24 protein-coding genes are annotated in these 25135 nt (G+C 68.7%); 5 read left to right on the top strand and 19 right to left on the bottom strand.

The genetic code is table 11. The features are described from left to right. Window positions 1-25: 25 nt before the first annotated feature. Both serS and K2R93_00275 read right to left on the bottom strand, forming a co-directional pair. Window positions 26-1303 (bottom strand): serine--tRNA ligase, encoded by a 1278-nt coding sequence (serS, locus tag K2R93_00280; protein ID MBY0488248.1) that lies wholly within the window; start codon window positions 1301-1303, stop codon window positions 26-28. 48 nt (window positions 1304-1351) lie between these two features. Beyond that, window positions 1352-1978 carry a hypothetical protein gene (locus K2R93_00275; protein MBY0488247.1) on the bottom strand — a complete coding sequence of 209 codons (627 nt, stop codon included), beginning with the start codon at window positions 1976-1978 and terminating at the stop codon, window positions 1352-1354. Window positions 1979-2103: 125 nt separating this feature from the next. Here K2R93_00275 and K2R93_00270 point away from each other — a divergent pair, with 125 nt between their 5' ends. From K2R93_00270 to K2R93_00250, 5 genes are all read left to right on the top strand, one after another. Continuing rightward, window positions 2104-2457 (top strand): roadblock/LC7 domain-containing protein, encoded by a 354-nt coding sequence (locus K2R93_00270; protein ID MBY0488246.1) that lies wholly within the window; start codon window positions 2104-2106, stop codon window positions 2455-2457. Between the two features lie 101 nt (window positions 2458-2558). Further along, window positions 2559-2924: a response regulator gene (locus tag K2R93_00265; protein ID MBY0488245.1), complete on the top strand. Its 366-nt coding sequence runs from the start codon at window positions 2559-2561 to the stop codon at window positions 2922-2924. 5 nt (window positions 2925-2929) lie between these two features. After that, window positions 2930-3961 carry a mannose-1-phosphate guanylyltransferase gene (locus K2R93_00260; GenBank protein MBY0488244.1) on the top strand — a complete coding sequence of 344 codons (1032 nt, stop codon included), beginning with the start codon at window positions 2930-2932 and terminating at the stop codon, window positions 3959-3961. 46 nt (window positions 3962-4007) lie between these two features. Then, window positions 4008-5228, top strand: coding sequence for a hypothetical protein (locus K2R93_00255; protein ID MBY0488243.1), 1221 nt, complete (start codon window positions 4008-4010; stop codon window positions 5226-5228). A gap of 27 nt (window positions 5229-5255) precedes the next feature. Next, complete coding sequence (locus K2R93_00250) at window positions 5256-6080, top strand: MBL fold metallo-hydrolase (GenBank protein MBY0488242.1); 825 nt, start codon at window positions 5256-5258, stop codon at window positions 6078-6080. 65 nt (window positions 6081-6145) lie between these two features. On the opposite strand, the gene groL is transcribed toward K2R93_00250, so the two are convergent. From groL to K2R93_00165, 17 genes are all read right to left on the bottom strand, one after another. Beyond that, entirely contained in the window at window positions 6146-7777 is a 1632-nt protein-coding gene (gene groL, locus K2R93_00245; protein MBY0488241.1) for a chaperonin GroEL, read from the bottom strand. A 28-nt stretch (window positions 7778-7805) separates the two neighbouring features. Further along, complete coding sequence (locus K2R93_00240) at window positions 7806-8108, bottom strand: co-chaperone GroES (GenBank protein MBY0488240.1); 303 nt, start codon at window positions 8106-8108, stop codon at window positions 7806-7808. A gap of 275 nt (window positions 8109-8383) precedes the next feature. Beyond that, a complete protein-coding gene (locus K2R93_00235) occupies window positions 8384-9124 on the bottom strand; it encodes a biotin--[acetyl-CoA-carboxylase] ligase (GenBank protein MBY0488239.1) in 741 nt (246 codons plus the stop codon). Window positions 9125-9134: 10 nt separating this feature from the next. Beyond that, on the bottom strand, window positions 9135-9941 hold the full coding sequence (gene uppP / locus K2R93_00230) for an undecaprenyl-diphosphatase UppP (GenBank protein ID MBY0488238.1): 807 nt from the start codon (window positions 9939-9941) through the stop codon (window positions 9135-9137). Beyond that, a complete protein-coding gene (bshA, locus tag K2R93_00225) occupies window positions 9938-11164 on the bottom strand; it encodes an N-acetyl-alpha-D-glucosaminyl L-malate synthase BshA (GenBank protein MBY0488237.1) in 1227 nt (408 codons plus the stop codon). Before bshA ends, uppP begins: the two co-directional genes overlap by 4 nt. A gap of 11 nt (window positions 11165-11175) precedes the next feature. Then, a complete protein-coding gene (gene miaA, locus K2R93_00220; GenBank protein ID MBY0488236.1) occupies window positions 11176-12090 on the bottom strand; it encodes a tRNA (adenosine(37)-N6)-dimethylallyltransferase MiaA in 915 nt (304 codons plus the stop codon). Beyond that, a complete protein-coding gene (mutL, locus tag K2R93_00215; protein ID MBY0488235.1) occupies window positions 12087-13925 on the bottom strand; it encodes a DNA mismatch repair endonuclease MutL in 1839 nt (612 codons plus the stop codon). The genes miaA and mutL overlap by 4 nt, the downstream gene beginning before the upstream one ends. 8 nt (window positions 13926-13933) lie before the next feature. Next, complete coding sequence (locus K2R93_00210; GenBank protein MBY0488234.1) at window positions 13934-16201, bottom strand: SH3 domain-containing protein; 2268 nt, start codon at window positions 16199-16201, stop codon at window positions 13934-13936. Beyond that, window positions 16198-17892 (bottom strand): VWA domain-containing protein, encoded by a 1695-nt coding sequence (locus K2R93_00205; protein MBY0488233.1) that lies wholly within the window; start codon window positions 17890-17892, stop codon window positions 16198-16200. The genes K2R93_00210 and K2R93_00205 overlap by 4 nt, the downstream gene beginning before the upstream one ends. Before the next feature lie 13 nt (window positions 17893-17905). Beyond that, on the bottom strand, window positions 17906-18985 hold the full coding sequence (locus tag K2R93_00200) for a VWA domain-containing protein (protein MBY0488232.1): 1080 nt from the start codon (window positions 18983-18985) through the stop codon (window positions 17906-17908). Continuing rightward, window positions 18982-20073 (bottom strand): hypothetical protein, encoded by a 1092-nt coding sequence (locus K2R93_00195; GenBank protein MBY0488231.1) that lies wholly within the window; start codon window positions 20071-20073, stop codon window positions 18982-18984. Before K2R93_00195 ends, K2R93_00200 begins: the two co-directional genes overlap by 4 nt. Beyond that, window positions 20070-21038: a DUF58 domain-containing protein gene (locus tag K2R93_00190; GenBank protein MBY0488230.1), complete on the bottom strand. Its 969-nt coding sequence runs from the start codon at window positions 21036-21038 to the stop codon at window positions 20070-20072. The genes K2R93_00195 and K2R93_00190 overlap by 4 nt, the downstream gene beginning before the upstream one ends. A 67-nt stretch (window positions 21039-21105) precedes the next feature. Next, complete coding sequence (locus K2R93_00185; protein ID MBY0488229.1) at window positions 21106-22080, bottom strand: MoxR family ATPase; 975 nt, start codon at window positions 22078-22080, stop codon at window positions 21106-21108. A gap of 164 nt (window positions 22081-22244) precedes the next feature. Then, window positions 22245-23141, bottom strand: a complete 897-nt coding sequence (locus tag K2R93_00180) for an rRNA pseudouridine synthase (protein ID MBY0488228.1) — start codon at window positions 23139-23141, stop codon at window positions 22245-22247. Next, entirely contained in the window at window positions 23138-23692 is a 555-nt protein-coding gene (gene scpB / locus K2R93_00175; protein ID MBY0488227.1) for an SMC-Scp complex subunit ScpB, read from the bottom strand. Before scpB ends, K2R93_00180 begins: the two co-directional genes overlap by 4 nt. After that, window positions 23667-24419: a segregation/condensation protein A gene (locus K2R93_00170; GenBank protein ID MBY0488226.1), complete on the bottom strand. Its 753-nt coding sequence runs from the start codon at window positions 24417-24419 to the stop codon at window positions 23667-23669. Before K2R93_00170 ends, scpB begins: the two co-directional genes overlap by 26 nt. Window positions 24420-24426: 7 nt before the next feature. Then, the gene (locus K2R93_00165) at window positions 24427-25107 is read right to left on the bottom strand and encodes a site-2 protease family protein (GenBank protein ID MBY0488225.1); all 681 of its coding nucleotides are present in this window, start codon (window positions 25105-25107) and stop codon (window positions 24427-24429) included. Between the last annotated feature and the right edge of the window lie 28 nt (window positions 25108-25135).

Below are 25135 nucleotides of genomic sequence, written 5' to 3'. Positions count from 1 at the left end.
TGCGGGGGTCAGGCGATCGGGTGGATCAGCGGAGGACCGCTTTGCCGAAATACGGCTGCAGCGCCTCGGGGAGCCGCACGGAGCCGTCAGGCTGCTGATGGTGTTCGATAATGCTGGCGATGATGCGCGAGAAGGCCAGCGCCGAGCCGTTGAGCGTGTGCACAAAGCGCGGCTTCTCGCCGGGGGCGGGGCGATAGCGGATGTTCGCGCGGCGCGCCTGGAAGTCGGTGAAGACGCTGCAGCTCGACACTTCGAGCCACTTGCCCACGGCGGGGGCAAAGACTTCGAGATCGTAGGTCATCGCGCTCGAGAAGCCCGTGTCGCCGGCGGCCAGCAGGAGGCGGCGGTACGGGAGTTCGAGCAGCTGAAGCACCTTCTCGGCGTGACTGGTGAGCAGCTCGAGTTCCTGCCGCGACGTTTCGGGCGTGGCGTAGCGCACCAGCTCGACCTTGTCGAACTGGTGCACGCGCAGCAGCCCGCGCGTGTCCTTGCCCGCCGACCCGGCTTCGCGACGGAAACAGGCACTGTACGCACAGAAGCCCTTCGGCAGATCCGAGGGTTCGAGGATCTCGTCGCGATAAAGGTTCGTGACCGGCACTTCGGCCGTCGGGATGAGAAAGAGCTCGTCCGACGGAATGCCGTACATGTCCTCTTCGAACTTCGGCAGCTGCCCGGTGCCCGTCATCGTCTGGCGGTTCACGACGAGCGGCACCCAGCACTCCTCGTAGCCATGCTGCTCGGTGTGCAGATCGAGCATCATGTTCATCAGCGCGCGAATCAGCTTGGCGCCGGCGTTGCGATAGACGATGAACCCCGAGCCGCTGATCTTCGCCCCGCGCGCCAGATCGAGGATGCCGAGCTCGGCGCCCTTGTCCCAGTGCGGCATGAGCGACGCCCCATCTTCCCGCGGCGTGCCCCAGCTGGCCACGATCGTGTTGTGCGTCTCGTCGCCCTCGGGCACCTCGGCGAGCGGAATGTTCGGCAGCTCGTAGAGCATCGCCTGCACGGCCGCTTCGGCCTCGGCGCGCTTGGCTTCGAGATCGGCGATCGTTTCGCCCACCGCGCGCGCTTCGGCCTGCAGGGCGGAGGCGTCTTCCCCCGCCTTGCGCTTCTGCCCGACTTCCTGCGTCAGCTTGTTGCGGCGCGCCTGCTGTGCCTCGAGCTCGGTGATCGCCGCACGGCGGCCCGCCTCGAGCGCTTCGGCGCGATCGAGGAGCGGCTGCAGTTCGGCGAGCTTGCCGCGGCGGCGCATGCCGTCGCGCAGGTGATCGAGCTGGTCACGAAGAAGGCGTATGTCGTGCATGGACGCGATGGAGGGAGCGCGACGCGGGACCGCGAGACTGCGCGTGAATCAGTTCTTGGGGACGCCGACGGTGAGGTCGCGGTATCCGCAATTGAGGTTGACCAGCGTGCGCAGAATCATGCGGCGCTCGGTCGGCAGGATCGTGTCGATCTGCATCTTGGCGTAGTACGGGTCGCCGTAGATGCACCCGGAGCCGGCGATCTTCACGAGCACGACTTCCCTGGGGCTCACGATGAGCGTGGAGTCGTTGGTGTACCCCTTGTCGGGCGCGCGGGAAATCGCGTCGAAGGCCGACGAGATCTTGAGCAGCCCCACGGTGGGCGACCCACCCGGCGGCTGCGGCACCAGCTTCCGGACGGGGTACAGAATGACCTTGTTGTCGCTCGTGAGGTCGAAGGCGATGTCGAAGTTCACCGACCCGCTCGCCAGGACCTGCGGACGGACGAGGGATTCGCTGGTGAACTGGTACGCCGTCGGATAGCCCGTCGGCGTGCCGGACAGCGCGAAGATGGGCGTCTGGCGCTCGATGTTCTCGGAGCGCGCCGCGGTGCGGAACGGATTGTTGTTGTCGCAGGCGACCGCGGATCCCAGCAGGACCGCGACGGCCGAAAACGACAGGGCGCGCCGCGCAAGGCGGGGCGCGCCGAACAGGCGGACTGGCAGGGGAATCCCCATGGGCAAACCGGAAATGATGCGACGTGATCCAACACCGGAGGTTACCGCTCAACTCGTGTCCGGGCAAGCGGTTCGGCCCTCGATCCTCGCTTGACTTCACCCCGGAGCGGGGGCAGCGTTCCGCCATGCCCACCATTCGCGATCTTGTGAGTGTCCTCCGCAGGCGGGAGGGCGTAGATGCGGCCATCGTGCTTGGACGCGACGGCCTGCTGATCGACGGCGCGGCCAGCGCGGCGTTCGATGCCGAAGGGCTGGCGGCGCTCGTCCCACCGCTCGTGCTTGCGGCCGGTGACCTGGGGCGCGCGTCGGACCGCGGCAATTTCGGGCTGCTGGTGCTGGAACATGAGCGCGGCCCGATCGTGGTCAGCGCCCTGTCCGCCGATGCCTATCTGCTCGTCCTGCTCCAGCCGCAGGCCAATCTGGCCGCCCTGCTGTACGAGCTGCGCCGTCATCGCGCCCAGATCGCGGCGCTGGTGTGAGTGATCCGGTAGGGCCACCGGGCGCCGCGCGCGGACCGGGACTCGGGGCGTCGCCGGCGGGGATCCCGATCCTGGTCGTGGACGACGAGCCGCACATCGGGATGATCATTCGCACCCGCCTCGAGCAGGACGGCTTCCGCGTGCGCCTGGCCGAGGACGGCCCCGAAGCCTTCCGGCATCTCGAGGAGGAGCCCGCCATCGCCCTGGTCGTGCTGGACCTGATGCTGCCGGGCATGTCGGGGGCCGACATCTTGCGCCGCCTCCGGGGGGACGCCCGCTGGGCGCAGCTGCCCTGCATTGTGCTGACGGCGGCCGGGCAGGAGGCCCAATTGCGGGACGTGGAGGCGCTTGGTGCGTCTGAAGTCATGACCAAACCGTTCAGCCCGCGCCGGCTCCTGGCCCGGGTCCATGACCACATTGCCGCCGCGGCCGCGTTGGACGCGCCCGGCAGCTCGCCCCTCTCCTGACCGCCATGATCCGTTGGAATGTGGTGCTGGCCGGCGGTGTCGGCTCGCGCTTCTGGCCCCTGTCGACCCCCGAACAGCCCAAGCAGCTGCTGCCGCTCGTGAGTGAGCAGCCGATGCTGCGCGACACCCTGGATCGCCTGCGCCCGTCGGCGCCGCCCGAGCGCACGCTGATCCTGACGAATGCCTCGCTGCGCGACCGCATCGTGGCCATGGAGCCGACGCTGCCGGCCGAGAACGTCGTGGCCGAGCCCCGTCCGGCGGGCACCTGTGCCGCGCTGGCGTGGGCCGCGCGGACCATTGCGGCACGCGATGGCCGGGACGCGGTGATGGTGTGCACCCACGCGGACTGGTCCATTGGCGACGTCCCGGCCTTCCGCGCGACCCTGGATCACGCCGCGGACGTGGCCTTTGCGCGTCAGGCGCTGGTGACGGTGGGGATCGTCCCCAGCCGTCCGGATCCCGGATTTGGGTACATCCACCCCGGCGACGTGGTGGGCGACGGCATTCGCCGGGTGGCCCGCTTCGTGGAGAAGCCCAGCGTGGAGAAGGCCACCCAGATGGTGGCCGACGGGTTCCTCTGGAACTCGGGGATCTTTGCCTGGCGGGTGGGCGACCTGCTCGACGAGATCGCGGCGCTCACCCCGGAAGTGCAGCCGGCACTGGCCGCGGCCGGCGACGACCTCGCGGCGTTCTTTGCCAGCGTGCAGTCGATCGCCATCGACGTGGGCGTGCTGGAGCGCAGCCAGCGGGTGCTGGTGCTCGCCGGCTCCTTTGGCTGGGACGACGTGGGGACCTGGGCCGCCCTGCACCGGGTGCGCCAGCACGATGCGACGGGCAACGCGATGCTGGGGCCGTCGTTCGCCCTCCAGGCGCACGGCAACGTGGTGCATGCCGACGGCACGCAGGTGGTCCTCTACGGCGTGGATGACCTGGTGGTCGTGGCGCGGGACGGGCTGACGCTGGTGACGACCCGCGAGAAGGCCGCCGATCTCAAGACGCTGCTCGACGCGCTCCCCGCCGAGGTCCGCGAGCGGTGATATTGGAGGCGGAGTTTCTGCCTCAAATCCTTCCGGTCCCTGGTCGATGCATCCCGTGATTCTGTACGACGACGCCGTCGCGCGGCGATTCGAGCCGTTCGCCACCACGCGACCGGGCGGTGAACTGCGGGCCGGCGCCCTGCTCGTTCGCGAGCGGTGGGCGCATGTGCTCGGGATGCCGGCAACGGGCTTCCTGAGTGCGCCGCATCTGCGCGGCTTCAGCGAGTTCGACAGTCCACCGCCGAGTGATGGCGAACTCGCCGCGGGAACGTGGCTGGTGAATGCGCGCGCGCTGCCCATGCTCGATGCGCGACCGTCTACCGCCTCGGCGATTCTGATCGGCGGTCGGGTCGCGGCGGCGCGACTGGCTGAGCCGGTGCCGGCGAGTCAGCTGGCGAGTGAGGCCTTTGCGCTGGAAGAAGTCGTGCCCGCGTCCGGGATGATGATGAGCGTCGAGGGCGTGTGGCTCGACGCCGTGTGGGATCTCGTCGCCCATCTGACGCCCTTGCTGCTGCGCGACATTCCGGTGCTCGCGCGCGCGATCGGCGCGACGCGCGTGGAGGCGACATCGGGGATCGTGATCACCGGCGAGCACGGCGTGTGGGCCGAGGAGGGCGCGATCATCGAGCCCATGAGCTTCTTCGACACCACCAGTGGGCCGGTGCTGCTCCGGCGGCGCGCGCAGGTGCAGGCGTTCACCCGCGTGATCGGCCCCGTGTACGTGGGCGTGGATTCCACGATCACGACCGATCGCATTGCGGGTTCGAGCATCGGTGACACGTGCCGCGTGCACGGTGAGCTCAGTGCCACGATTCTCATCGGCCATGCGAACAAGGGGCACGATGGGTTTGTCGGGCACTCGGTGCTCGGGCGCTGGGTCAACCTTGGCGCGGGCACCATCACGAGCAATCTCAAGAACACGTACGGCAGTGTGTCGCTCTGGACCCCCGACGGCGTGCGCGATACGCGGCAGCAGTTCCTGGGGACACTCTTCGGCGATCATGTGAAGACGGGCATCGGCTCACGTCTCACCACGGGGTGTGTGCTGGGGGCCGGTGCGAACGTGTACGATCGCATGCCGCCCAAGGCCGTCGCGCCCTTCTCGTGGGGCGGCGGCACGCCGTATGACACGTTCGACGCGCGCAAGTTTGTCGATACGGCGGCGCGCATGATGGCGCGGCGCGGGGTGGCGCTGAGCGACGAATCGAAGCAGTGGTGGGAAACGGTGCACGCGGTCGCGTGCGCCGACACGCGGTGGCCGCGCTGATCAGATTCGCCTGAGCCGGCGCCGCGCATGGTGCGGGTCACGGTCCTCGGCAGCGGCAGTCGCGGCAATGCGATCGTCGTGGATGGTTCGCAGGGCACGGTGCTGGTGGACTGCGGCTTTGCGGCGCGCACGCTGCACCAGCGCCTGACGGCCGCGGCGCGCGTACCCGAGGAGATTGCCGGTGTGCTCCTCACCCACGAGCATGTGGATCACGCGTGTGGCGTAGCGGTGGCGAGCGCGCGCTGGGGGTGGCCGGTGCATGCGAGTGCGGCCACGCTGGCGGCGATTGAACCGACGACCGGGCGGCGCCCATTGCATCAGGTGCCGATCACCGACGCGGTGCATTGCCTGGCCGGGTTTTCGGTCACGCATTGCGCAGTCCCGCATGATGCGGCCGACTGCCGCGCGTATGTGCTCACCGACGACGCGAGTGGCGCGCGCGTGGGGGTGGTGCTCGACTGCGGCGATGTGCCGGAGGCGCTTCCTGCGTTTCTGTCGCACTGCGACCTGCTGGTGCTGGAATCGAATCACTGCCCCACCATGCTCACCAACGGGCCGTACCCGTGGATGCTCAAGCAACGCATTCGGGGTGGGCAGGGGCACCTGTCGAATGCGCATTCCGCCCGAGTGCTGCGCGAGGTGGTCCATCGCGGCCTGCGGGGCGTGGTGCTGGCGCATCTCAGCGAGACGAACAACACGCCGGCAGTCGCACTCGCGAGTGCGCGCGAGGCGCTCGCGCAGGCCGGCTGGCACGCCGACGCGCTCTGGGCGGCGCCCCAGCGCGAACCGCACGCCCCGGTCACGGCCACGGGGTCGCTCGCGCCACCGGCGCAGTACGCGCTCGGCCTCTAGCCGACGCGCAAAACAAAGCGGGCGCCCCGTGAGGAGCGCCCGCCGTGTGTGCCAAGCCGAGTGGCTTAGTACATGCCGCCCATGCCCGGGCCGCCAGCCGGCGCCGCCGGCTTGTCTTCCTTCTTCTCGACGATGAGCGCTTCGGTCGTGAGGAGCAGACCGGCGATCGAGGCCGAGTTCTGGAGCGCGGTACGGGTGACCTTGGTCGGGTCGATGACACCGGCCTGCACGAGGTCTTCGTACGTGTCGGTGAGGGCGTTGTAACCGAACGACGTCTCCTTGGCCGTGCGGATCTTCTCGATCACGATCGAGCCTTCGCCGCCGGCGTTCTGGACGATCATGCGGAGCGGCTCTTCGATGGCGCGACGGATGATGTCGACACCGATCTGCTCGTCGCGCTCCGACGTCTTGACGTCCTTGAGCACGTGCTGGGCGCGGACCAGGGCGACACCGCCGCCCGGGACGATGCCCTCTTCAACGGCGGCACGCGTGGCGTGCAGCGCGTCTTCGACACGGGCCTTCTTCTCCTTCATTTCGGCTTCGGTCGCGGCGCCGACGTTGATGACGGCCACGCCACCGGCGAGCTTCGCGAGACGCTCCTGGAGCTTCTCACGATCGTAGTCCGACGTGCTCTTGTCGATGGCGGCGCGGATTTCCTTCACGCGGCCTTCGATGTCCTTCTGGTCGCCGGCGCCGTCGATGATCGTCGTGTTGTCCTTGTCGATCACGATACGCTTGGCCGAGCCGAGGTCCGTGAGGACCGCGTTCTCGAGCTTGAAGCCGACTTCGTCGGAGATGACCTGGCCCTTCGTGAGCGTCGCGATGTCCTGCAGCATCGCCTTGCGGCGATCGCCGAAGCCCGGCGCCTTGACGGCGACGATGCGGAGCGTGCCGCGGAGCTTGTTCACGACGAGCGTGGCGAGCGCCTCGCCTTCGACGTCTTCAGCGATGATGAGGAGGGGCTTGCCGAGCTGCGCCACCTTCTCGAGGACCGGGAGCAGGTCCTTCATGGCCGAGATCTTCTTGTCGTGGATGAGGATGAGCGCGTTCTCGAGAACGGCTTCCATCTTCTCCGGATCGGTGACGAAGTACGGCGAGAGGTAGCCACGGTCGAACTGCATACCGTCGACCGTCTCCAGCGTCGTCTCGAGGCCCTTGGCCTCTTCGACGGTGATGACGCCGTCCTTGCCCACCTTCTCCATCGCTTCCGCGATCAGGTTGCCGATTTCGGGGTCGTTGTTGGCCGAGATCGTGCCGACCTGCGCGATTTCCTTCTTGCCGGTCGTCGGGACGGAGATCTTCTTGAGCTCCTCGACGATCGAGGCGACGGCCTTGTCGATGCCGCGCTTGAGCGCCATCGGGTTCGAGCCGGCGGTGACGTTCTTGAGGCCTTCGCGGAAGATGGCCTGGGCGAGGACCGTGGCGGTCGTCGTGCCGTCACCGGCGAGATCCGACGTCTTGGTCGCGACTTCCTTCACCATCTGCGCGCCCATGTTCTCGATCGGATCAGCGAGCTCGATTTCCTTCGCGACGGTCACGCCGTCCTTGGTCACGGTCGGGGCGCCGAACTTCTTGTCGATGACGACGTTGCGGCCCTTGGGGCCGAGGGTGACCTTCACCGCTTCGGCGAGCTGATCGACGCCGCGCTTGAGCGCCGCGCGAGCTTCCGTGTTGAAATGCAGTTCCTTGGCAGCCATGGTTGCTCAGTGCGTTAAGGGGTCTAACTCAGTTGATCACCGCGAGCACATCCGACTCGCGCAGGATGAGCAGCTGCTCGCCCTCAATCGTGACTTCGGTGCCGCTGTACTTCCCGTACAGGATCTTGTCGCCGACCTTCACATCCATCGGGATGCGCGTGTCCTTTTCGTAGCGCCCCGGGCCCACGGCGACGATGGTGCCCTGCTGGGGCTTTTCCTTCGCGGTGTCCGGGATGTAGAGCCCACCGCGCATCTGCTCCGCTTCTTCGAGCGGCTTCACGACGACGCGGTCGGCCAGCGGCGCGACCTTCGCGGCACTCTGGGTGGCCATAGGTACTGATCTCCTGCTGGTGTCAGGGATTGAACGGGATTGGCAATTAGCACTCACACGCAGTGAGTGCTAATGCCTTGAAGCTAGGGGCACCCGGGAGGTCCGTCAAGAGCGGCAGAATTCACGTAACCTCATGTATTCAAAGGTTTTACGTGATTGCCAGCTTGGCAGACCCGCTGCCGGATTGCACGTCCGAACCGGTCCGGGTATGCCAGTTTGGCGCGCTGCGGGCCTTCGGGTGCCCACTTTTGCAGGCACGGTGCCATGCCGACGGGTCAGTCGGCGAACACGAGCGAGCCGGACTGGATCGCGCGCGAGCGCCCATCGTCGGTGCGGATAACCACCGCCCCCTGCGGCGTAATGCCCTCCACGACGCCGGCGACGGGCTCACGGACAGGCCGACCGGCCGCCGCGTCTCTGGCGGCCCACGCGGCGCATTCGGTCGCGGTCAGCGCGCCGAGGCCCCGCGCGGCGGCGCGCACCGCGGGGACCGCCGCCTGGAGCAGCACATCGCGCGACACATCGCTTCGCACCGCCGCGGCCATGGGATAGTCCTCGGGCACCCGCCGATTGATACCGACGCCGATCGCCACCCATTCGGGGCGGGCGTCGCGCCACCGGACCTCAATCAGAATACCGGCCAACTTGCGCCGTCCGAGGAGCAGATCGTTTGGCCACTTGAGCCCGATTGCATCGTGCACGAGCGGGGTGAGGGCCTCGGCGAGAGACAGCCCCACCCGCAACGCGAGCACCTCAAGGGCCCGGGCATCGTCGGGGCGCTCCAGTACGGTGAACCACAGGCCGGCGTCGGGCTCGGAGAGCCACGGCCGCCCGCTCCGCCCGCGACCGGCCTCCTGCATGCTGGCGAGTACCACGGTGCCGGCCGGTGCGCCCTCGGCCGCGAGCCGATGCACCTCGTCCATCGTGGAGCCGACGCGCTCGCGGTAGATGAGCTGCGTCACCCCCAGCGCCTCGATGACGGACGCCGTCGGGGCGCCTGCCGACGGCGCAGTCACCGCGCGACGCTCACGCGCGCGCGGCGATCGTGGCGAAGACGACGATCGCCAAGGCCACGCGATAGAGGGCGAAGGCGCCGAAGCTGTGCTTGCTCACGTAGCGCAGCAGCACGGTGATGGTCAGGACCGCGCTCACCATGGCGGCGACCACGCCGACGATCAACGGGGCGAGCGAACTGCCCTGCTCGCGCACCGCTTCGGGGAGTTTGGTGATGACAGCGGCGGCCGTGATGGGCATGCTCATGAGAAAGCTGAACCGCGCGGCCGTGGGGCGGTCGAGCTGCATGAAGCGGCCCGCGGTGATCGTGGAGCCGGAGCGCGAGACGCCCGGCACCAGTGCGAACACCTGGGCGCACCCGATCACCACCGCATCCTTGAGTGTGATCTCCTCGATGTGCCGCACCCGCGCGCACCAGCGATCGAAGGCCCAGAGGGCCACGCCCATCACGGCGAGCGTGACGCCGATGATCTTGGGTGAGCGGAAGGTTGTTTCGGCCAGATCATTGAGCAGCAGCCCGCCGATCCCACCGGGGATGGTCGCCACCACCAGATACAGCAGCCGGCGCTCGTGCACGTCGGCGATGCGGCGCGTGCGCAGAATGCGAAAGGCGCTCGCCGTCATCTCGATCCACTCGGTGCGGAAGTACCAGCAGAGCGCCAGTAGTGTCCCGAGATGCAAGGCGACATCGAAGGCGAGCCCCTGCTCTTTCCACCCGAGAAAGTACGGGGTGAGCGCCAGATGGGCCGAGCTGGAGATGGGCAGCAGTTCTGCGATGCCCTGGACGATGCCGAGGACGAGAGCCTGAACGATGGTCACAGCGAGGGGAACGAGGAAAGCGGTGCCGACGGCGACGCCGGGTCGATCGCGGGATCGAGCGCGAGGGACGCACGCGAGGGCGTCGGGCGCGACGGCGCCGTGAGGGTGCGGCGATAGAGCGCTTCGTACTGCGCCACGATGGCCGATTCGGAGAAGCGCGCCCGCGCGTCGGCCGCGGCGGCGGCGCTCATGCGCTGCCACCGGTCGGGATCCTGCAGCAGCCGCACGCTGGCGTTGGCCATCCCCTCCACATCGCCGACCGGGCAAAGGTATCCGGTCACGCCATCGGTCACGACTTCGGGGAGCCCGCCCGCTCGCGCACCAATCACCGGCACACCGCTCGCCAGTGCCTCGAGGGCACTCAACCCGAACGATTCCTTGTCCGTGGTGAGCAGGAAGAGATCAGCCCCCGCGAGCAGCGGAGCCACCGCATCGATCTTGCCGAGGAAGTGCACATGCTCCTGCACCCCCAACTCGCGGGCTTCGGCCTCGGCTTCCACGCGCTCGGGGCCGTCGCCGACCATGATCAGCACCGAGGGGACGTGTTGGTTCACGCGGGCGAACGTGCCGACGATATCGCGCACGCGCTTCACCTTGCGGAAGTTCGAGATATGCATGAGCACCTTGCGCCCTTGCGTCACCTCGACCGGCACGGGAAAGACGTGATTGGCGCGATTATAGAGCGCCGGATCGATGAAATTGGGAATGACCTCGACGTTGCAGCCGACACAGCCGAAGGCGCGATACGTCTCTTCGCGCAGATAATCGGAGACCGCGCTCACCGCGTGCGACTTCTCGATCGAGAACTTGGTGATCGAGTAGAACGAGCGCTCCTGCCCGACGATGGTGATATCAGTGCCGTGCAGCGTCGTCACGACCCGCACATCACTGCCCTCCTCGCGCAGCATCGAGCGCGCGATCCACGCGCTGGTGGCGTGCGGGATGGCATAATGACAATGCAGGATATCGAGCTGGTGATCGCGCACCACCTCATGCATGCGCACGGCGAGCGCGAGGTCGTAGGGCGGATACTCGAAGAGTGGGTAGCGCCCGACGTCCACTTCGTGGAAGTAGACGCGCGGCAGGAAGCTGGGCAGCCGGAACGGCTGCGCATACGTGATGAAGTGGACCTCGTGCCCGCGCGCCGCGAGCGCAATGCCGAGTTCCGTGGCCACCGCGCCCGACCCACCGTAGGTGGGATAGCAGGTGATCCCAATGCGCATGGGCGTATCCGTCATGCGATCTCCGGGGCGTCGTACCAGGCCAGCGCGCGCGCCAGCGCATCCGGCGCGGTCGGGTCGAGGCGCGTCACCTGCGACGCCGGCAACTGATGCCGGAACCAGGTGCGCTGCCGTTTGGCGTACTGCCGGGTTTCGATGATCACGCGCGCTATTGCCTCCGCCTCGGTGCAGACGCCTTCGCGACTGTTCCGGAGCACGAGATACCCGCTGGCCTTCCATGCGGGCGCGTCGGCCGGAAGGGACGCCCGCAGCCGGTCCACTTCTTCGCGAAAGCCGGCGGCGAGCATGGCGTGCACGCGCCGTTCGATACGCTCGGCGAGGATGGGGCCCGGATCCACTACAAGATAGCGTACGGGACGCGAGGGTGTCGTGCGCGTGCCGAGCGTGTCGCTCAACCGGCGGCCGGTCAGCAGCGCCGTCTCCACGGCGCGCAGCCGCTGCGTCCGTCCGAGATGCGCGCGTGCGGGATCGAGCCGTTCACACCAGCGCGCCAGTTCTGCCCCCGGAAGCGTGTCGAGCCACGCGCTCAACCGCCCCCGCGGTTCCGCGGGGAGCTCGGGAACCGGGTCGAGCGGTTCCACGAGCGCCCGGATGTAGAGCCCCGTGCCACCGACGATAACGGGCGGCGTGCCACGTGCGGCGGCGTCGTGCATCGCCTGTTCGGCGTCCTCGACCCAGCGTGCCGCCGAATAGCGCTCCGTGGGGTCCACCAGGTCGAGCAGATAGTGCGGCACCGCCTGCTGTTCAGCGACGGTTGGCTTCGCGGTGCCAACATCAAAGCCGCGATAGACCTGACGGGAATCGGCACTGATGATGGCGAGCCCACGAGCGGCGGCGAGCTGCAGGGCGAGCGCGGACTTGCCGGCGGCCGTCGGCCCGACGATGCACCGCAACGGCGCGCGCGTCACGTGCGTCCGAAGCGGCGATCGAGCTCGTCCCACGACAGCCGCACGATTGTAGAGCGCCCGTGCACGTCGTGCGCCGCAAGCCGCGTATTCGCGAGCGCGATGTAGAGCGCGCGCATCTCGCCGGGCGACAGTGCGTCGCCCGCCTTGATCGCGGCCTTGCATGCCACCGTCGCGGCCAGGCGTTCATGACGGCCGGCCTGACTCGCCCGCCGATCGCCGGTGAGCGCCGCGAGCGAGTCGCGCAGGCACCGTTCGGCGTCAAAACGGGGATGCGGCATGGGGACGGCGTGCACCAGCAGCGAGTGGCCGCCGAATGCCTCGACCTCAAACCCGAGCGCCAGCAGCGCCTCGCGATTGGCGTCGAAGGCGTCGGCCTCGGCCGGGCTCAGATGCAACGTCAACGGAAAGAGCAGCCGCTGCGATGGCGCTTCGCCGCGTTCGAGCGTGCCCATGAACTGCTCGTACAGCACGCGCTCGTGCGCCGAGTGCTGATCGATGAGAATGACGCCGTCTTCGTGCTCGAACATGAGGTACATGCGCCGCAACTGCAGGAGCGGCGGCACGATGAGTGGCTCCGGTTCGGGTTCTACCGGTACCGGTGGAGGCGCCGGCGCCGGTATCCCGTCACTCGACGCCCCGGCGCCGACGGCGTCCCAGGGGACCTCGTCGAAGGCCGGCGCGACGCGCTCCACCGGCGGCGCGAAGAGCCCCTCACTAGGTCGCGCAGCGCGCAGGGCACTGGTGTCGAGCGGCTCGCCACCGAAGGCGGGCGCCGTTGTGGATGCGGTCCCGTCGCCGGGGCCGACGACGTTGGGTGTCCAGGTGCGCCAGCCGATCCCCGCGGCGGCATCGAACACGCCCAGCGCCCGCCGCACGGCAGCTTCCACGGCCCGCTCGACGGGCCATCGATCACGGAAGCGCACTTCGGCCTTGGCCGGATGCACATTGACATCCACATCGCTGCCGGGGAGCTGGACCTGCAGCACCAGTGAGGGGCGCACCCCCGACGGAATCGTGGAGCGATACGCCGCCTCGGCGGCGCGAATGAGCCCGTGATCGCGCACGAGGCGCCCGTTCACGATGAGCAACACCCGGCGCGTAGCGGTGCCGACATCGGCCGGACGCTCGGCGAGCCCGCTCACGTGCACGGGGCCCTGCACATCGTCCACGTCCACGAAGCGTTCGACCTCGCGCGGGCTCCACAGTGCGGCGAGACGCTCGCGCAGCGTGCGCACCATCGGGAGGTCGAGGGCGAGCTTGCCATCGTGTCGCACGATGAAGTGCGCATCGCGCCGTAGCACGGCAATGGCCTGCACCGCCTCCAGAATGCTGCGCCATTCGCTGCGCGCACTGCGCAGGAATTTCTGCCGCGCGGGTGTATTGTAGAAGAGCCGATGCACCGACACCGTGGTGCCCCGTCGCCGGGCGGCGTCGGTGTGTTCCACAAGGGTGCCCCCGCTGACGCGCACCCGTGATCCGGCGCCATCATCGGGCGCCGTTTCGATCACGAGCTCCGACACCGAGGCAATGGCCGGCAGCGCCTCACCGCGAAAGCCGAAGCTGCGCACTCCGACAAGCTGCTCGGCACTCGTGATCTTGGAGGTGGCGTGGCGCGAGAGCGCCAGCACGGCATCCTCGCGGTCCATGCCGCTGCCATCATCGGCGATGCGAATGAGCGCACGTCCCCCTTCTTCGACGGTGATCTCCACCGTCGAAGCGCCAGCGTCGAGCGCGTTCTCAACGAGTTCCTTCACCACCGACGCGGGGCGTTCGACGACCTCGCCCGCGGCGATCTGGTCGGCAACGGCGCTCGGCAGCACCTGAATGCGGGGCATCCCGAAGCTTACCGCGAGCGATCGATATCGAGGAGTGGGTTGGCGAGCGTGACCAGACGTGCGGCGGGGATCCACCCGCGCCGTCCATCGGCGTGCTCGATCTGTTCCCATCCCTGTCGCACATCGATCACCTTCACCACGTCGCCGGTGGCGGCGCCGCCCATCGGATTAGCATCCGGTGAGGGGCCGACGCGCAGCGTTTCGGGACGTCTCACCACGGCGAGCGCGCGATCATCGAGCGCCCGGACGCCCCAGGCGGCGGCACCTGCGGCAGTCAGGCCACCGAGGAGCAGCACGATCGCCGCCACGCGCCACGGCGTGTCGCCGTCGGCTCGTGCCGCCCGGCTGCCTCCCCACAACCACAGACTCCAGCCAAGCAGCCACGCCAGGAGCGCGAGTGCAGCCAACGGGAGCACGGGAATCATGGGGACGTCGGCGATGCCGCTGCGTGCGCCGGCCGGCAGCATGGCGATTCGCTCCTGAATATCCGGTGCGAGCGGATCGAGGCGAGCGGCGCGCTGCCAGGCGACGACGGCGGCCACGGTATCGTTCGCGGCCCAGGCGGCCGTCCCCCAGTTCACGAGGAGGTCCACATCATCGGGTCGACGCGCGACCAGCTCCGCATAGCGCTGGGCGGCCCGCGGGAAGCGGCGCGCCGTGTAGGCGGCGGTGGCTTCCCCATGGTCGACGAGATCGGTCGTGCTGGCCGAGCTGCGCTCGGACACGCGCACGGTCGTGTCCTGCGAGTGCGCCTCGCGCGCGGCCGTCCCAACGGCGGCGAGCAGCAGAATGATACCGGCGCTCGCGCGTCGAAGTCGACGTGACCACAGGCGCGTGCGCCCGTGCGGGACGGCTTCGGCGCTGACGCGCTGGAGTAGCGCATTTGCGCGCCCCTCGAGATCACTCGCGGCCGACGCACGCGCGGCGGCCCCGGCATCTACCGGGCCAAAGCCCAATTCCGCCAGCTGATCGACAAAGGCCAGCATGTCGCGCGTGGTCTCGCGCGTTACACCGCGCCGGCGCAGCACGCGCTGCAAATCGCTGCGGGCGACCAGATCGGCCGGCGCAACCTGCAGTCGCGGGGCGAGCGCCGCGAACAGGGTGCGACGGACGAGCCGCGCGGTGGACTCGGGAGTGATCGGTTCGGGCGCCACGGGTTCTCGGACGCCGGTGCTCCCGGAGGCCGACGTGATGGCGTCGCGACTGCCGATGCGGCGCTGCAAGCCATCCGCCAGTGCCGCGAGCGGCAGCAGCACGGCGAGCCCCAACGCGCCGAGCGTGAGCCAGTCGGGGAGGGTCGTGAGGCGGGTGGCCTGCTGCTGCCGCCACGTGCGCAGCGGCAACAGGTCCGACTCCTCGCCATCGGCGGGCGCACCGGTGCCAGCGACGGATCCGTCGGCGATGGTGAGATCCACCGGCGCCGATGTGGCGACGGCGTACTGCCCCTTGAAGGGATCGAAGTAGGGATAGCGCACGACCGGCAGCACCGCGGCGCCGGCCTGGGTGGGCGTCAGGATGTAATCGAATTCCTTGGCGCCGCGAATGTAGGCGGCGCTGCTATCCACCTGCACCCGTTCGGTGCCGGCCACGGTCGAGGCCCAGCTCACCTCGACCGTGGGGCGCGGCAGCAGCTTCACGTTGCCGATGCCCTCCACGCGCACGGTGAGGATCAGCGGATCGCCCATGCGCGCCGCGGTGGCATCGAGCTTCGTGGTGAGCCGGAATGCCCCGATCGCGCCGGAAAAGTCCGCTGGCTTTCCCGCCGCGGGGAGCGGCTTGACGACGATCTTGAGACTTTCGGCCGCGACGGTGTAGCGCTCCTCGCGGCTGAAATAGCTCGAGGACTGCGGCAGGCTATACGTGAGCTGCGGCGCCGGCACGATGACCGTGCCGGGCGCGACGGCAAAGAGCGCGCGCTGAAAGACGTGCGCCTCGTAGGTGTCCGTTCCGTAGGAGCGCGGCGGGACGCGTTGCGGCGCGCCGAGCTCATAGGCGAGCAGCCCACGCAGTTCGGGAGGGAGAAACTCCGGATTGCGCCGCAGGCGACTGCGCGCGTCGGCGTTGAGGAGGACCGCAACCTGATACGTGGCCTGTTGTCCGACCCACACCGTATCGGGGAAGATGGCGGCGTGAAAGTCGATGGGACGCAGGTACTTCGTGCGCAGACGGTCGGTAATCGCCGTGGGCGATGGCTGCGCGATCGCGCGCGCCATGGGCACCATCGCGAGGGCGACCAGCAGTGCGCGCACGACGTGGCGGGCGAGCGTGCGGCTCACCAGTCCTTCCCGCGGGGCGGTGTGCGCCCCTGTCGCTGCTTCTTGCCCTGCACGTCGCGCTCTTCCCGCGCGGCGCTGTTGAGCAGCGCTTCGGCCTGTCGCTGATCGAGCCCGCCCTGCCCCTGCGGTTTGGGCTGATCATCCTGCTTGTTGTCGCTTCCGCCACCGCCGCCCCCGCCCCCTCCGCCGCTCGGTGGCGGCGTTTTGCGCAGGGCGAGTTCGTAGTTCCACTTCGCGTCGGGGGAGTCGGGGCGATCGGTGAGAAGCGCGCGATACGCGGCGCGCGCCGCCGCGAGCTGCGCCTCCGACTGATCGTTGTTGGGCGTGCGCCCCATCTGCAGCTGCGCGAGACCGGCATTGAAGCGGGCGCGATACTGCACCTCGCCCTCACTGTTGCGGCGCACGGCTTCGAGACGATCGGCTGCTTCGTTGAGCGAGTCGGCGCCGATGAGGGCGCTGCCGAGATTGTACAGCGTGCGGGCCGTAGTATCGCCCTTTTCCACCATGTCGCGATACGCGGCGATGGCTTCCTTCACCTTGCCTTCGGCAAAGAGGACGGCCGGATCGGGCGCCTGCGTGCACGACGCCGCCACGATGGGCGCGACCACGGCCGCGGTGGCGAGCGTGCGGCCCCGGCGACGGGTTCGGTCGCGGCGCCCGGTGGACGCGCGCGCGATGAGCTGCCAGCTGTCGAAGGCCACGAGCAGCAGCGCCGGCACGAGCAGCCAGAGGAACCGCGGGACATGATCTTCGCGCGTATCGACCTGCCGGCGCGCGGTACGCAGGGACCGGAGGGCGCCGCGAATGCGCGACGCCTTATCGGACGCCTCGGCCGGAATGAAGGTGCCCTTGGCGGCCGTCGCCGCCTTTTCGAGCAGTTCCGGCGTGTATTTGGTGATGACGATGTGGCCTTCTTCGTCTTCCTTCTGGCGTACCACCGAGCCATCGCGGATGGGGATCGTGCTCCCCTGCGTGGTGCCGAAGCCCACCGTGACGAGACTGATCCCCTTCTCGCCGGCTTCGGTGGAGGCGGCCACGACATCTTCGGGCGACTCGAACGACTCGCCGTCGCTCAGCACGACCAGCGCGCGATCGGCGCTGCCATCGCTCGCGAGGAGCAGCTCCGTGCCCTGCCGGATGGCGCGCGAGATGGCACTTCCGGCCTGCCCAACCACGCTCGGATCGAGATTATCAAGGAACAGTTCGAGTGCGCCATCGTCGCTGGTCAACGGCGTGAGGATGTAGCTGCGACCGGCGAACGCGATCAGGGCGACGCGATCGGCCTGCGACATGGCGCGCAGCCGGCGCACCTCCTGCTTGACACGCTCCAGGCGCGACGGACGCTCATCGGGCGCCATCATGGAGAGCGAAGCATCGATGGCAATGGCCATATCGATGCCGCGTGAGCTCATCGGGCCGCGCGCGAGCCCCCACCGCGGTCCTGCCAGCGCGACACCACAGAGGAGCGCGGCGAAGACCAGCCGCCGGGTGCGCGCGCGCTCAGGGCCGGTCTCCTGCACGACGAGGCGCGAGAGCGCCGGCGCCTCGGCAAACCGCGCCAGTCGGAGCGCGCGCTGTTTGGCCTGCGTGCGCCGGAGGGCCCACACCGCCAGGGGCAGCAGCACGGCCGCGATCAGCAGCCAGGGCGCGTCGAAGACAAGCGGCGGAAGGTTCGGGAGCGTGAGATTCATGTGGCGCTCCCGCTCATGGCAGCAGTCCGCGCCGGGCGCGGAGCCAGAGTTCACTGAACAGCGCAAAGAGGCCGAAGAGCAATGGCCACCGGAAGCGCTCCGTATAGCGAATGAACGCCTTGGCCTCGACCGCCGAGCGCTCGAGCTGGTCGATCTGTTCGTAGATCGCCTGCAGCGCCGCGGCGTCGCGGGCGCGGAAGTAGCGCCCGCCCGTCGTGGTCGCAATCTCGGTCAGCAGCGGCTCGTCGATCTTCACCGGCCGGTTCTCGTAGCGCAGGCCGAAGAGACCTCGCCCGACGGGGACCGCCGCCATCCCTTCGGTCCCGACGCCGATGGCGTAGATGCGAATCCCGAACGTGCCCGCCGCCTGTGCCGCAGTGCGCGGGTCAATGGCGCCGCGATTGTTCTCGCCGTCGGTAAGCAGCACCATGACGCGCGACCGGCCCGGCGAATTGCGCAGGCGATTGGCCGCCGTCGCGATCGCGGTACCGATGGCGGTCCCGTCTTCGAGCTGCCCCACCGCCAGATTGTCGATGGCGGCCAGCACGACCGGATAGTCGGTCGTGAGCGGGACCTGCGTCAGCGCTTCACCGGAGAAGGCCACGAGCCCGACCCGATCGCTCTTCCGCCCCATCACGAAGCGCTTGACCTTGTCCTTCGCGACCTCCATACGGTTCTGCGGCTGGAAGTCTTCGGCGAGCATCGAGCTCGAGATGTCCACCACGAGCGCGATGTCGATACCTTCGCTGTTCACGCGTTCGGCACGCGCACCGGAGCGCGGCTGGGCCACGGCGAGTACGAGGCCGGTGAGCGCCAGCGCGCGAAGCCACGGCAGCCAGCGCACCCACGCAAGCGACGGCTTGGGGCCCGCCGCGAGGACATCGGTGCGTGAGAACGTGATGGTCCGCTGCCGCGCCGATTGACGCCGGCTCCACCAGAGCCAGAGCGCCACGGGGATCAGCAACAGCAGCGCCTCGGGGTGGGCGAAGTTGATACCGAAGACGGTGACGAGCCCCGCACGACCGGCCCACCACTCGCCGCCCTTGAGCGCGTCCACGAGCCCGTGCCACCAGGCCACCAGCGAGGTGCTCATCGTGCGCCCGCCTTGGGCTTACCCGACCGGCTCGCCTTGCGCGCGGCGTCTTCTTCCGCCGCACGCTCGCGCTCGGCCTGCTGTTCGGCCGCCTGGCGCGCGGCCTCCTCTGCCTTTCGTCGCAGGGTTTCGACGCGCTCGATCTCGGTGACGATGCCGCGTGCTTCTCCGGCCAGCTCGCGCGCACGATCGGGCGTCACGGCGCGCGCGGCGAACTTCACGCCATCGGCATCGGCGAGCAGCGAGATGAGGCGATCGCGTGGCACCCGGTCATCCTCGAGCGCCACCAGCAGCAACTCCGCGCTGGTAAGCGAGAGCACCGCATTGGGCACGCGCGCCGCGAGATACATCCGCATCACATCGGTGGCGAGGGCGACGTACCGCCCGCACTCGCCAGCATCGGCCAGATGCAACCGTTCGAGCCGCTCAAACTCGTGCATGGCGCGCTGGAACGGATTGAGAGGCGGCGGACCGGCCACCCCCGCCTTGGCCTTCTTGCGTCGCCGCAGGAGCCACCAGAGCAGCGCGAGCGCCAGCAGGACCAGCAACGCCGGCCACCAGCGCTGCCACCACGGCACCTCGCGCAGAAAGAGGTCGCGCGCGGGCTTGGGAACGCGCTGCGCCGTATCGGCCGGGAGCACACTGCGTACGAAGACGCGCGCGTCGCCCAAGGACACCTTGGTGACGGTGCTGCCGTTGCGCACGGTTGCATCGGGGACGCCGAGCTTCTGTTCGCCGACGTTCCAGGCGGTGAGCGTGTATTCCGCGCGCTCGCGGTGCACGCCGAGCTTGGTGCCCTCATCAATGATGCGCACCGCGCCCATCTGCGCGACCCACGCCGACGTATCAGTAATCGCACCCCATTCGATACGGGATCCCTCGGGGACAGCCACCGTGACGACGTACGTAAAACGGTCGCCCACTTCGACCGTGTCGGGGCGGACCAGCGAGCCGGCTTGCACTCTTGAGCCGGGGTTCGTGATCTGCGCGGACGCAGAGGACGCGGAGACGATGGTCGCGAGCGCGATGATCGCGATCGCGGAGGGGACGCGGAGCAACCGCGGGACGCGGAGGTGGAGGCGGCTCATCGCGTGGGCACCGTGGCGGCGGAGGCGGCATCGCCGAGCAGGCCGCGCGGGCCGCTGCGCACGGCGCCGTGGGGGCGGCGGGCGCGGGCGCGGAAGAAGGCGAGCAGCGCGTCGACGTACCCGTGCTCGGTATGCACCACGATCTCGTCGAGGCCGAGGCGCCCGAAGAGCTTACGGCGGTCTTCGTCTTCCTTGGCAATGCGCGCGGCGAAGGCTTTGCGGACGAGCGGATGGGACGTGTCGATCTCGACGATGGCCCCCGTCTCGGGATCTTCGAGCCGCGCGGCGCCGATGTCGGGAAGGATGCGCTCGGCGGGATCCTCGAGCGTGACGGCGATGACATCATGCCGCTGGGCCAAGCGCGCCAGCGGGCGCTCCACATCGGGCGCCAGGAAATCGGACGCGAGGAAGACCACCGACCGATGCGGCAGCAGCCGCATGAGGCGCTCGACCATCGTGTTGAAGTCGGTACCACGCCCCTGCGGCTGCACGGTGAGCAGGTCGCGAATGAGGCGGAGGGCGTGCTTGCGGCCTTTGCGGGCGGGGAGCGCGTGTTCGACGCGGTCCGAGAAGAGCATGAGACCGACGCGATCGTTGTTGCGCACCGCGGCGAGCGACAGGACACCGGCCATTTCAATGGCCAGTTCATGTTTGAAGCGCGCGCGGGTGCCGAAGCGCGACGAGCCGGACATGTCGATCGCGAGCATGATCGTGAGCTCGCGCTCCTCGACGTAGCGCTTGACGAAGGGGCGGCCCATGCGCGCCGAGACGTTCCAGTCGATCGAGCGCACCTCGTCGCCGATCTGGTACTCGCGCACTTCGGCGAACTCCATCCCCTGCCCCTTGAAGAGCGAGCGGTATTCGCCGGCGAAGCGCGAGTCGACGAGGCGTCGCGTGCGCACTTCGACGCGACGCACCTGCCGCAAGACCTCGGCAGGGGCGATCGACGCCGGCGACGCCGCGATGGGCGCCTCGTGCGTTTCCGTCAGCAACGGCGTGCGCGTGGCCACGGCCGAGGGTCCGCGTGGCAGATCAGGGCGCGTCGACGACGGCGAGCAGTCGGCTGACGATCGTGTCGCTGGTGACGCCTTCGGCGTCGGCCTCGAACGACGTGAGCACGCGATGCCGCAGCACGTCCGGTGCGATCGCCTTCACATCGTCGGGCGTGACGAAGGCGCGTCCGCGCAGGAACGCATGCGCACGCGCCGCCTGCCCGAGGGCGATGGTCGCGCGCGGCGATGCCCCGAATTCGATGAGCGCCCGGAGATCGGGGGCGCCTACTTCGCCCGGATAGCGCGTGGCGTGCACGAGTTCGACGATGTAGTCGACGATGCGCTCATCCATGTACATGTCGGCGATGCGACGGCGCGCCTCGAGCAGCGATTCCGGCGAGGCGACCGGATTGACGACGATATTGTCGCCGCCGGCCATACGGCGCAGAATCTCCTTCTCTTCGGCGCGCGTGGGATAGCCGACCCGCAGCTTCATCATGAAGCGGTCGACCTGCGCCTCAGGAAGCGGATACGTGCCTTCCTGCTCGATCGGGTTCTGGGTGGCGAGCACGAGAAACGGCTCTGCCAGCCGATACGTGGTGCCGCCGATCGTGACCTGCTTTTCCTGCATCGCCTCCAGGAGCGCGGCCTGCACCTTGGCGGGCGCGCGATTGATTTCGTCGGCGAGGATGATGTTGGCGAAGATCGGCCCGTGCTTGACGCGGAACTCGCCGCTCTGCTGATCGAAGATCTGCGTGCCGACGACGTCGGCGGGGAGCAGATCGGGGGTGAACTGAATGCGCTGGAAGGTCGTGCGGACCGTTTCCGCGAGGGTGCGCACGGTGAGCGTCTTGGCGAGCCCCGGGACCCCCTCCAACAGCACGTGGCCGCCCGTCAGCAGGCTGATGAGCAGGCGCTCGACCATGTACTCCTGGCCGACAATGCGCTTGGCGACTTCATGCAGCACGCCCTGTACGAGGGCGGCATCCTGCGAAACGGGTGCGGAGGCGGTCAATGAGACTCCGGGCGAGCTGAGTGCGAACGACGGGACACGAGGAGAACACCTGACAGTTCAGATACCCAAGTTACCGCTGAGTGCTCCACCGAGGAGGCGCGGGCGTGGGATCCGCGGGACTCGGACGTCCGAATCCCGCCGATTGTCCGCGTTCCCGTCTCCCGTTACGCGCCGATCAGGGCGTCGAGGACTTCCCGTTCGGTGCTGGTCAGCGCTCTCGCGGTGCCGCTCTCCATGGCCCCAAGGCGTACCGGGCCGAAGCGGGTGCGGACGAGGCGCTCGACCTGGAGGCCGAGGGTTTCGCAAATGCGGCGCACCTCGTGGTTCCGGCCTTCGGTAATCGTGATCTCAAAGGCCCAGCGTCGCCCGCCGAGAGAGTGGGCGAGGACTTCGACCGGCGTGACGAGGCCGTCCTCGAGCTCGATGCCCTTGCGGGCTTCGCGCGCCGCGGTGACGGCATCGCCCTGCACCGTGGCCACGTAGGTGCGCTCGACCTCGCGGCTCGGATGCGTGAGCGCGTGGGCGGCTGTGCCATCGGTGGTGAGGAGGAGCACACCCTCGGTCATGAAGTCGAGGCGGCCGACGTAGACGAGCCCGGGGACGTCGTCGATGAGATCGAACACCGTGGTGCGGCCGGCCGGGTCGCGGCGCGTCGTCATGACGGCGGCGGGTTTGTGCAGGACGATCCAGCGATGCTCGGTGACCTTCGTGGCGATGCGCTTGCCATCGAGGGTGACCACGTCGCGCGCCGGATCGACAAGCTGTCCGATTTCGGCGCGCACGCCGTTGATCTGCACGCGCCCTTCGGCGACGGCGCGATCGGCTTCGCGGCGTGAGACGGCCCCGGCGCGCGCGAGGGCCCGCTGCACGCGCATGGGGCCCTCATCGCGTGCCTCGACGGTACCGCCCTTGCGGTTGTTCGTGTTGGGGGGCGTCTTGGGCTTGGGCTTCTTCTTGCGCCACTCGGGCGTGGGCGCGCCTTCACTGCGGGGCGCGCTCTTCTTGGCGCCAAAACCGCCGACGCCGCCCTTGCTGCCTGACTTCTTCCGCGGCGGCGTCACTCGGGCGCGACCGCGGCGTTCCCCGCGCCCCGGAGGGCGATCGCGAGTTCGTCGGCGCGCGGCAGCTCCTCGAGGTGACGGAGCGCGAACTGTTCGAGGAACTGCGGGGTGGTGCCGTAGAGCAACGGACGGCCAATGCCTTCACTGCGGCCGACGATGTCGATCAGGCCGCGCTCATGCAGCGACTTGAGCACCGAGCCAACGGCCACGCCACGAATCTCTTCGATCTCGGCGCGGCCGATGGGCTGACGGTAGGCCACGATGGCAAGCGTTTCGAGCGCGGCCGCCGACAGCTTTTGCGGACGCACCGCGACCTGCGCCCGCTCGATCGCCTCGGCGAACTCGGCGCGCGTGAGGATCTGCCAGCCACCACCCTGTTCGACCAGTTCGACGCCATGCCCATCGATATCGTAGTGCTCGCGGAGCTCGTCGAGCGCCGCACTCACTGCGGCCGGACTCGCCTCGGGGTCGAGCGCCGCGAGGGCCTCGAGCGCGATGGGGCGAGGGGCCGCAAAGAGGGCGGCTTCAAGCAGCTTCGCTAACGGCGTCACGCTGAATCTCCACAGAGGCAAAGGGGCGGTGCTGCGCGATGCGCAGCTCGCCGAGCTTCGCCATCTCCAGCAGGGCGAGGAGCACGGACAGGATCTGCCACGGCTCCGCGTCACGGGCCACGAGGTCGGACCAGCGGCAGCCGCGGCGCATCGCCAGCACGGTCCGCACGGTGGTCATCGCGCCCGCCACGTCGAGGGCACGCGGGACGACTTCGTGGATCTTCGGTTCCTTGGTCGTGCGCAGCACGCGATCGACGGCCGCGAGCAGCTCGCCGAGCGACAGCGACAGCGGCGCATTGATCGGCGTGATGTCGGCCGCCGTCGCGATGAAGCGACGCGGGAACTGATGCCGACGCTCCTCGCCACGTCGCTCGAGGAGATCGACGACTTCGCGCATCTGCTGGTATTCGAGCAGGCGACGCACCAGTTCGGCACGCGGGTCTTCCCAGGTCTCTTCGCCGTCGGCGCGCGGGAGCAGCATCTGCGCCTTGATGCGGAGCAGACGGGCCGCCATCTCGAGATAATCGGCCGCTTCGTCGAGCCCCAGCGTGGAGATGCGCGCGAGGAACTGTTCGGCGATGCGGGCGATCGGGATGTCGTAGATGTCGACCTGCTCGTCGCGGATGAGCGACAGCAGCAGATCGAGCGGGCCGGTGAACTGGCTCAGCTCGACGACAAAGGAGGCCGAAGCCTCGGAGTCCAGCGGGCGGAAGTTGGGTGCGATCACGCGGCCATCACGCGGCGAATGGGTTGGGCAGCATGTACCGGAAGTAATACAGCTCGGCCACCCTCTGCAGATAGTAAGCGGGGGCAAGCCACATCGAAATCACCGGCCGGGCAAAGGAGAGCACGGCGAAGAGCAGGAAAAAGCCGAGCCCGCCAAGGCGCTGGTACTGGAGCGCCCATTTTGGGGGCAGGAGGTACTTGAAGACGTGAGACCCGTCGAGCGGCGGGATGGGGAGCAGATTGAACGCCGCGAGGAACAGGTTGATCAGGATGCTGACCTCGACGATCCGCTGGAGGACCGCGAGGGGGCGTTCAATGCCCGGGACCTGCTGGCCGAGGACGCCGAGGCCGACGATGATCGGCACCGAGACGAGGGCGATCATCAGGTTGGTGGCGACCCCGGCGAGGGAGACGATGATGTCGCCCTGGCGGTAGTGGCGGTAATTGCGCGGGTTGACCGGCACCGGCTTGGCGCCCCCGAAGATCGGGGCTCCCATCGCCCAGAGGACGAGGGGAAGAATGACGGTCATGAAGGGGTCGATGTGCTTGAGGGGATTGAACGTGAGCCGCCCGAGGGAGTAGGCGGTCAGGTCCCCCTGCTTCATGGCTGCATAGCCGTGCGCGTACTCGTGGGCCACCATGGCGAAGAGCAGCCCGGGAGCAACGAGAGCAAGCGCTTGAAAGTCCACGCGGCGGCAGGGGCGGAAGGGTCGCGTC

Source organism: Gemmatimonadaceae bacterium, from assembly GCA_019752115.1.
In the GTDB taxonomy this organism is placed as follows: Bacteria; Gemmatimonadota; Gemmatimonadetes; order Gemmatimonadales; family Gemmatimonadaceae; genus Gemmatimonas.
The sequence above is the reverse complement of the archived record's forward strand: the minus strand, read 5'-3'. Positions and strand labels throughout refer to the sequence as shown.

Excerpts from the sequence above, each read along its gene's own strand:
- serS (MBY0488248.1), bottom strand. The coding sequence starts at position 1,303 with ATGCACGACATACGCCTTCTTCGTGACCAGCTCGATCACCTGCGCGAC.
- K2R93_00275 (MBY0488247.1), bottom strand. The coding sequence starts at position 1,978 with ATGGGGATTCCCCTGCCAGTCCGCCTGTTCGGCGCGCCCCGCCTTGCG.
- K2R93_00270 (MBY0488246.1), top strand. The coding sequence starts at position 2,104 with ATGCCCACCATTCGCGATCTTGTGAGTGTCCTCCGCAGGCGGGAGGGC.
- K2R93_00265 (MBY0488245.1), top strand. The coding sequence starts at position 2,559 with ATGATCATTCGCACCCGCCTCGAGCAGGACGGCTTCCGCGTGCGCCTG.
- K2R93_00260 (MBY0488244.1), top strand. The coding sequence starts at position 2,930 with ATGATCCGTTGGAATGTGGTGCTGGCCGGCGGTGTCGGCTCGCGCTTC.
- K2R93_00255 (MBY0488243.1), top strand. The coding sequence starts at position 4,008 with ATGCATCCCGTGATTCTGTACGACGACGCCGTCGCGCGGCGATTCGAG.
- K2R93_00250 (MBY0488242.1), top strand. The coding sequence starts at position 5,256 with ATGGTGCGGGTCACGGTCCTCGGCAGCGGCAGTCGCGGCAATGCGATC.
- groL (MBY0488241.1), bottom strand. The coding sequence starts at position 7,777 with ATGGCTGCCAAGGAACTGCATTTCAACACGGAAGCTCGCGCGGCGCTC.
- K2R93_00240 (MBY0488240.1), bottom strand. The coding sequence starts at position 8,108 with ATGGCCACCCAGAGTGCCGCGAAGGTCGCGCCGCTGGCCGACCGCGTC.
- bshA (MBY0488237.1), bottom strand. The coding sequence starts at position 11,164 with ATGCGCATTGGGATCACCTGCTATCCCACCTACGGTGGGTCGGGCGCG.
- mutL (MBY0488235.1), bottom strand. The coding sequence starts at position 13,925 with ATGCCCCGCATTCAGGTGCTGCCGAGCGCCGTTGCCGACCAGATCGCC.
- K2R93_00205 (MBY0488233.1), bottom strand. The coding sequence starts at position 17,892 with ATGAATCTCACGCTCCCGAACCTTCCGCCGCTTGTCTTCGACGCGCCC.
- K2R93_00200 (MBY0488232.1), bottom strand. The coding sequence starts at position 18,985 with ATGAGCACCTCGCTGGTGGCCTGGTGGCACGGGCTCGTGGACGCGCTC.
- K2R93_00195 (MBY0488231.1), bottom strand. The coding sequence starts at position 20,073 with ATGAGCCGCCTCCACCTCCGCGTCCCGCGGTTGCTCCGCGTCCCCTCC.